Origin of the sequence: Mariniflexile fucanivorans (genome assembly GCF_004341235.1) — a bacterium.
Taxonomy (GTDB): domain Bacteria; phylum Bacteroidota; class Bacteroidia; order Flavobacteriales; family Flavobacteriaceae; genus Mariniflexile; species Mariniflexile fucanivorans.
Map to the genome: position 1 here is coordinate 20,889 of NZ_SLUP01000014.1, position 8,337 is coordinate 29,225.

The window sequence follows — 8,337 nt, forward strand, 5'->3', positions numbered from 1 at the left end:
GAAGTTACCACTTGCCTTATCACTATGGTTAGTAAGATTATCATCATAAAACGGCACCTTGTGAGTGTCTGATCTTATATACCAACTTCGCTTAGTACCGTTGTTGGAACTGTATTGATATGCTTCAGCTTCAACTTCTAAAAAACCTTCTTTTTCTTCAAAAGGCTCAACCTCTTTTAGTTGTTCTTTAATTGAAAGTCCTTCCGGAATTAAAATAAGTGCATTCCAACGACCTCTAGACCAAGCTGTTTCATTATTTTCGAGTATTTTACCATTGGTTACTGCTTTTGATGCTATTTGAATAATATCGTTTTCAGTTAAATAAAATGTACCAAGCTCATGACGAATGCTTCGAAATGGTTCACTTACTTCGGGATTTACAATGGAATCAATGGCTGTTCCATTTTTTAAAATGACATATTCAGATTCTCCGTCATTTTCAGCCATTGTGACAAATGACATCTTAAATAACCCAGATGGGTTTCGAAATTTGGTTGTGGCAACAGCAAATTTATTACGATAGTTTTCATTAGTGGCATCTATTCCTAAAACACCATTAAGCTCATCTCTATAATATGGAATGCTATGATCTGATTTATCAATTTCAAAATCAGCTAAAGCATCAAGGGTTATTACTTCCGCTTTCAAATTTGCAGAACGTTTATTGTTCTTTTTACTCACTTTTATTAAAGCCACCCAATCTTTTTCTTTATTAGGTGGAAAACCAATAAAGGTATTTAACGCTCCTCCATTTATAGTTTTAATTGTGCCATTTTCTAACTTACCTCCTAGTCTTGGGTTATACCATCTAACCGAGAATGTATTTTTAGAACCGAATAAATTAATCTTAGTTTCTTTAACTTTTGGCAAGTAAATAGCATAGATTTCATCATTTTTAGCAAAAACATAATCTTCTTCATTATCTGTTAATCCGTCTGCAGATTGCATGTCATAAAAAGGTAAATATTCATTAAAAAAATCTAATGCATATTTGGTTTGTTCCCAAAGTATATCTCTTGAGCGCCAATCTTCACAATTCAAATCATTATGCGCAAACTTATACCCAAAATACCATTCTACACCTGCACCTCCTGCCATTAAATTACCCCAAAGTACTTTATGCCTTATATCGTCATGATTAGGGTCATCCACATCTGGTTTTGCTCCAGCGTCTGCTGGTCCAATTTCATCTTGATTTACAACCCAATTTTTGTTTGCTTTTTGAGATTTAGTTATCCATTTATTGGTTATTGAATGGATTAAATCTGGACTATGAGTTTGTAATGATGGCCCATCTAAATATTGGTCACCTAACATGGGTTCTAAATACAAGTCTTGTTCTTCTGGTACAGCATGTGTATGTAGCACAACCAAATTTTTATAAGGATCATTCTCTTTTATATATTTAGCCATGGCCTTTCTATCAGCATCATTTTGGCCTTTGGGAGACCAATGTACAGGACCGTTTTCTTCCCCTAAATTCCATGTTACTCCTAAATGATGTGCAAATCTTGCAATTAGCTCTCTATAATAGAGTTTTCTTTGAATACCTAATTCACCAATATCCAGTAACAATTCGTTTTCGGTTTCTTGAGTTACAATATGTAGCATTAAACCTAAATCATCCATGTGATCAAAAACAATTTCCCATTGATCTAGCTTACTGCAATCAAAGCGGTAGCGTTCATTTTCATCAATCCAAGGCCAAACATCTTTTCCATCTCCTTGAACATTCATGGTAAGGAAATAAACAGAGTTCATTCCTTTTGATGCTAAATAGTTTAAAGCTCCAATTATATTTTTCCCCTTTCCGTTTTGCCAAGTAGGGTCACTTTGTTTCCAATCTTTGGCATGCGGTTCATATTTATGAGACCCTGGTGTTTGATCAAATTCATAATAACCAAGAAAATTTTCTGGACTATCTGCTCCTCCTTTGAGAAAAAATTCTTTTGAACCTGAATATTGTAAATAGCGCTTTCCTATATATTTCAATCTCCCTTTACTTTGAAAAACCGACCCTTTGTCATCTGATTTTTCAACTATAAAACTTCCAGTTTCTCCATCAAAATCTATAGCAACGCCTTCATTAGGGTCATCATTTACAGCTATGTTTTTTCCTTTTTTAAAAGATACTTTATAAGTCCACAAACCAATTTCATCTGGAGCAAACCTTACTTGCCAAACTTTTCCTCCTTTGGCACTTGTTTCTGAAGCGTTACCATCTGTGGCATAAAAGCCTGGTATGGTATAAGATTTATTCTTATTCTTAAAAGTAACATTAAGTCTATAGTTTAAAAATGGATTATTCTCATCACTTTCATTTAATTCTTTCCCTTCAAAACTTATTGTTATTTTATGCCATGTTTTTAGTTCTCCTTCAACTTTTGAATTTGAGTTTTGAGAAAAATTAACTTGGGCCATAAATAAGAATACAATTATATATATATATGTAATTTTATTTCCGGAAAGGTTTTGATTGTTCATAGTTATTATCGTTACAAAAATTAAATCTATACTTTGATAAATTAGTAAAAAATAATCGTCCAATAAACATAAAATCTCCGAGAATTTTAACTCACAGAGATTTAAAGTCATTTACGTATCTATTCTACTAATAAATTAGGCCTTCTATCTTTTAATTCCCTTTTTTATAATCTTCTAAAAATTTAGCTAATCCGCTAACTGTTAACGGGTGCTTTAATAATCCTGTAATAGAAGACAAAGGTCCTGTCATTACATCTGAACCAATTTTTGCACAGTTAATAACATGCATGGTATTACGCACAGAAGCTGATAAAATTTGTGTTTCAAAACCGTAATTATCGTAAATCTGTCTAATCTCCGCAATAAGTTGCAATCCATCTGTAGAAATATCATCTAAACGTCCTAAAAATGGAGACATGTATGTAGCACCTGCTTTGGCTGCTAATAAGGCTTGTCCAGATGAAAATATCAATGTAACATTGGTTTTAATACCTTTATCTGAAAAATATTTACAAGCCTTTACACCGTCCGCTATCATTGGTAATTTCACTACAATTTGAGGGTGTAAAGCTGCTAAAGCCTCACCTTCCTTTACCATACCTTCAAAATCTGTTGAAATTACTTCTGCGCTTACATCGCCTTCTACAATCTCACATATCCTTTTATAATGTGCTAAAATATTATCGGATCCTGTAATTCCTTCTTTTGCCATTAACGACGGATTTGTTGTCACGCCATCCAAAACCCCTAAAGCTTGTGCTTCTGCAATTTCATCAAGGTTTGCTGTATCTATAAAAAATTTCATAATTTATGTTTTTATATTGTTTTTAAATATTCTAATACTTGTTTACTTACTTTTTCTCCAGTAAAACCAAACTTTTCATCTAGTACTGTTGCTGGTGCAGAATAACCAAAATGATCTAATCCGAACACTTTACCGTTATCGCCTACAAGCCCTTCTAAGTTTACCGGTAAACCAGCTGTTAAACCAAATAATGGTTTGTTTTTAGGAATCACACTTTCTTGATACGATTTGGGTTGTAATCTGAAAAGGCCTTCTGAAATTACGGAAGCAATACTTACTTTCAATCCGTTTTCAGATTCTAATATTTCAGCTGCCACTACTAAGGTTGCTACTTCTGACCCATTTGCGATTAAAACTACATCTGGATTTTCAACTTCTTTTACTAAGTACCCTCCTTTTTCAGCAGCTAAAGCATCACTATATCTTGATACTCCATTTGATGGAAGATCTTTAATACCTTGTCTTGATAAGATTAAACCTGTTGGTGTATTCTTATTCTCTAAAGCCATTTTCCAAGCCACACTTGTTTCTGCAGAATCTGCAGGACGTAATGCTAAGAAACTTGGTTTACCACTATGGTTTTTCAATTTTTCCAATAATCTAAGCTGCGCTTCTTGTTCAACGGGCTGGTGTGTTGGTCCATCTTCCCCAACTCTAAAGGCATCATGTGTCCAAACGTATTTTACTCCCAATTCTTGAATACCACTTAACCGAATTGCTGGTTTCATATAGTCTGAAAACACAAAGAACGTTGCTACTACTGGAATAATGCCACCGTGTAATGCAATACCATTAGCGATACACGCCATAGTTAATTCTGCAACCCCAGCTTGTAAAAACGAACCACTAAAATCTCCTTTTTTCAGCGCATGTGTTTTTTTTAAGAACCCATCAGTTTTATCGCTATTTGATAAATCTGCAGAAGACACAATCATATTTTCTACATGTTCAGCTAGATAACCGAGTACTCCTGAAGACGCTGCTCTTGATGCTAATCCTGCTTTGTGAGCTATAGAAGAAAAATCTAATTCTGGTAATTCTCCAGATAAGAAAAAGTCTAATTTCTTTGCTAGTACTTCGTTTGCACTTCTCCAAGCATTAATTTCAGCTTTCTTTTCAGCAGCTTTTGATGTTTTTACTTTTATTAAATTTTTATAGAAATCTTGTACGTCATCAAAAATATCAAAGGGTTTTTCTGGGTCAGCTCCTAAATTCAATAACGTTTTTGTATAATCTGCTCCTGTACCTCCTATTGGTTGACCATGTAATTCGCAGTGTCCTTCAAACATGCTGCCGTCTGCAGCCACACAACCTTTTCCCATAATGGTTTTACCAATTATAAGGGTTGGTTTTTCAGTTTCATTATTGGCATTGGTTAATGCTTTTCTAATTTCATCATGGTTATGTGCATCAATAGTAACCACTTTCCAACCCCATGCTTCGTACTTCATGGCAGTATCTTCACTAGTTACTTCATCTGTAGAAGTAGACAATTGGATATCATTAGAATCATAAAACATGATAAAATTACTTAATCCTAAATGACCTGCAATCCTTCCTGCACCTTGTGAAATCTCTTCTTGAACACCTCCATCTGAAATAAAACCATATATTTTATGATTCATCCAATCTCCAAATCGTGCTTGTAAAAACTTAGCAGCAATTGCAGCTCCAACACCCATAGTATGACCTTGTCCTAGTGGTCCTGATGTGTTTTCAATGCCTCTAGCTACATCAACTTCTGGATGACCTGGTGTGATGGAACCCCATTGTCTGAAGTTAGAAACATCCTCTTTAGCATATTTCTCTAAAAGATAATATTGCGCATACAATAGAGTAGATAAATGCCCTGCGTCCATAAAGAAACGATCTCTAAATGCCCAAGTCATATCCGAAGGATCGTAATTAAAAAACTCTGAATATAAGATATGCATGAAATCGGCGCCTCCCATAGGTCCTCCTGGGTGACCAGAATTTGCTTTTTCCACCATTGCTACTGCTAAGGCTCTAATATTATCTGCCGATTGTTGGTCTATTTGTTTGTTCATTTTTTATAAATTGAAAATTGCACTATATATACTGATTAATAATGTTCTCAAACAACTCTTGTTTACCACTTTGTAATTTTAGTTCACCATTTTCTTTAGCTAACTTATATAAGTCTTGTAAACCTAATTTTCCGTTTTCGAAATCTTTTCCTTTTCCTGAATCGAATGAGCTATAGCGTTCTTTTCTCAGTTTATCATAAGGTGAAGATGTGATGATTTTATCTGCAATTAATAAAGCGCGTGCAAATGTATCTGCACCTCCAATATGTGCATGGAATACATCGTCCATATCGGTTGAGTTTCTTCTAATTTTAGCATCAAAATTTACACCTCCGCCTTGTAAGCCTCCTGATTTTAAGAATACCAACATCGCCTCTGTGGTTTCTTGAATGTTATTTGGAAATTGATCGGTATCCCATCCGTTTTGGTAATCGCCTCTATTGGCATCTAGGCTTCCTAACATACCTGCTTTTGCAGCTGTTTCAATTTCATGTTGGAATGTATGTTGCGCTAACGTAGCATGGTTTACTTCAATATTTATTTTGAAATCTTTATCTAGTCCGTATTCTTTTAAGAAACCTATTGCTGTAGCTGTATCAAAATCGTACTGGTGTTTTGATGGCTCCATTGGTTTTGGTTCTATGAAGAAGTTTCCTTTAAATCCTTGTGCTCTTGCGTAATCTCTACACATGGCTAAAAACTGCCCCATGTGGTCTAACTCGCGTCCCATATCAGTGTTTAATAACGACATATAGCCTTCACGACCGCCCCAGAACACATAATTTTCGCCACCTAATTTTATAGTAGCGTCTATGGCCAATTTAATTTGTCCGCCTGCTCTAGCAACCACATCAAAATCTGGATTGGTAGAAGCACCATTCATGTAACGTGGATTTGAAAAGCAGTTTGCTGTTCCCCACAATAGTTTAGCGCCACTTTCTGCTTGCTTACCTTTAATATAATCAGTAATTGTTGCCAATCTTTGTTCTGATTCAGCAAAGGTTGCACCTTCTTGAATTAAATCGAAATCATGAAAACAGAAATAATCAAATCCCATTTTTGAAATGAATTCAAAAGCTGCATCTGCTTTATCTTTGGCTGCTTGAATTGGATCTGATGATTTGTCCCAAGGGAAGTTTTGAGTTCCTGGTCCGAATGGATCTGAACCTTGTCCGCAGAAAGTATGCCAGTAGGCAATAGAAAACTTAAAATGCTCACGCATTGTTTTTCCTGCTACTACTTGGTCTGGGTTGTAGTATTTAAATGCTAATGGATTATTTGATTCCTTTCCTTCAAATTTAATTTTGTCTATTCCTTTAAAGTATTCTTTAGTTGCCATTTTGAAATTTGTTTATTCGTTTATTTGTTTTAGTTCTGCATTGCGTTAAGGATAGTAGTGGAAAGCCCACAGGGAGGCACGACCGAGGACTTGCAACGGATAGCCCGACGCCGACCTTAGGAGGCGTAACGCCCAAATACTATTTTTTTAAAATGAGCTCTAATTCTTTTTTCCAGTTTTTATATGCTTCTATATAGGGCTGCTTGTCCTTAAAGGGCATGAATGTCATAACATGATCATTATCCATAATTGTTTTTCCAAAAGCCTCAAAATCTCCTATATGTAGGCTTGCCGCTCTTGCTGCACCAATTGCTCCCGTAGTATTATATATTTCTATTTCTTGCTCAATTAAAGTAGCTACTGTGTTCGCAAAAATCTCTGAGCGGAATAAATTATCGTTTCCGGCGCGAATAACGCTTGCTTTTATACCATCGGACTTTAGGATTTCCATGCCATAAACGAATGAAAATGCGATACCTTCTAGCGCTGCTCTACACATGTGCCCTTTATGATGGTTGTTTAAATTTATATTGACCATGCGCGTGCCTATTTCTTTATTATTTAGCATACGTTCTGCGCCGTTTCCGAACGGAATTAAACAAACGCCATCTGAACCAACTGCAATTTCTGAAGCCAAATTGTTCATCTCTTCATAAGAGCTTACTGCTAAATTATTTAAAAGCCAACGGTATTGAATACCTGCTCCATTTATACATAATAACTTACCAATTCTTGGGGCATCTCCTTTCTTGTAATTTACATGTGCAAAATTGTTTACTCGAGAACTCTCTTTGGCTGACAAACTATCTGTAACAGCATATACAACTCCAGAGGTTCCGCCTGTTGCAGCTACTTCTCCGGGATTAAACACATTTAAGGACAATGCGTTATTTGGTTGATCTCCGGCTCTATAGTAAATAGGTGTTCCAGCTGCAATACCACTTTCGGCTTCACCTTTTTTATCGACTAAAGATTGCACGCCGAATGTTTCGACAATGTCGGGAACCAGGGCTTCGTCTATACCATAATGTTCTAAAAGAAAATCGGCGAGTGAATCATTTTTAAAATCCCAGAAGATCCCTTCTGATAATCCTGAAATAGTTGTGTTTATAGTGTTTGAAAATTTGTAAGCGATATAATCTCCTGGTAACATAAACTTATAAATCTGATTATAAATATCAGGCTCATTTTCTTTTACCCACTTTAATTTTGATGCCGTAAAATTTGCAGGAGAATTTAAAAGTTGTGAGGCGCATTTATCATTTCCGATGGCGTTAAAAGCTGTATTACCAATTTCCACGGCTCTACTATCACACCAAATAATACTTTTTCTTAATAGATCGCCTTTTTTATCAACCAAAACAAGACCGTGCATTTGGTACGATATGCCAATGCCTTTAATTTGTGTTCTACTTATATTATACTGTTTTTTTAAGCTTGTAATAGCGTTACAAATATGTTTCCACCAATCATTTGGTTTTTGTTCTGCCCATCCATTTTTTTGAGCATACATGCCCATTTCTTCCTTTGGTTCTTGTACAACACCTAAACTCTTTCCTGTTTCAATTTCTACTAATGCCGCTTTAATTGATGAACTCCCTATGTCTAATCCTAAGTAATACACAAGTTTTATGATTTAATTAATAATTTTTACTTCTTTA

The 8,337-nt window shown here is 35.2% G+C and carries 5 protein-coding genes; all 5 read right to left on the reverse strand.

The features are described from left to right. Nucleotides 1-2,484: DUF5060 domain-containing protein (locus EV196_RS19995; RefSeq protein WP_165876213.1), on the reverse strand; the 2,484-nt coding region annotated here is incomplete at its 3' end. A 151-nt stretch (nt 2,485-2,635) separates the two neighbouring features. Further along, nucleotides 2,636-3,289, reverse strand: coding sequence for a fructose-6-phosphate aldolase (fsa, locus tag EV196_RS19395; RefSeq protein WP_132219444.1), 654 nt, complete (start codon nt 3,287-3,289; stop codon nt 2,636-2,638). Between the two features lie 11 nt (nt 3,290-3,300). Beyond that, on the reverse strand, nt 3,301-5,337 hold the full coding sequence (locus EV196_RS19400) for a transketolase family protein (RefSeq protein ID WP_132219445.1): 2,037 nt from the start codon (nt 5,335-5,337) through the stop codon (nt 3,301-3,303). Nucleotides 5,338-5,359: 22 nt separating this feature from the next. After that, the gene (gene xylA, locus EV196_RS19405) at nt 5,360-6,676 is read right to left on the reverse strand and encodes a xylose isomerase (RefSeq protein ID WP_132219446.1); all 1,317 of its coding nucleotides are present in this window, start codon (nt 6,674-6,676) and stop codon (nt 5,360-5,362) included. Nucleotides 6,677-6,815: 139 nt separating this feature from the next. Beyond that, nucleotides 6,816-8,300, reverse strand: a complete 1,485-nt coding sequence (locus EV196_RS19410; protein WP_132219447.1) for a xylulokinase — start codon at nt 8,298-8,300, stop codon at nt 6,816-6,818. Nucleotides 8,301-8,337: the final 37 nt, after the last annotated feature.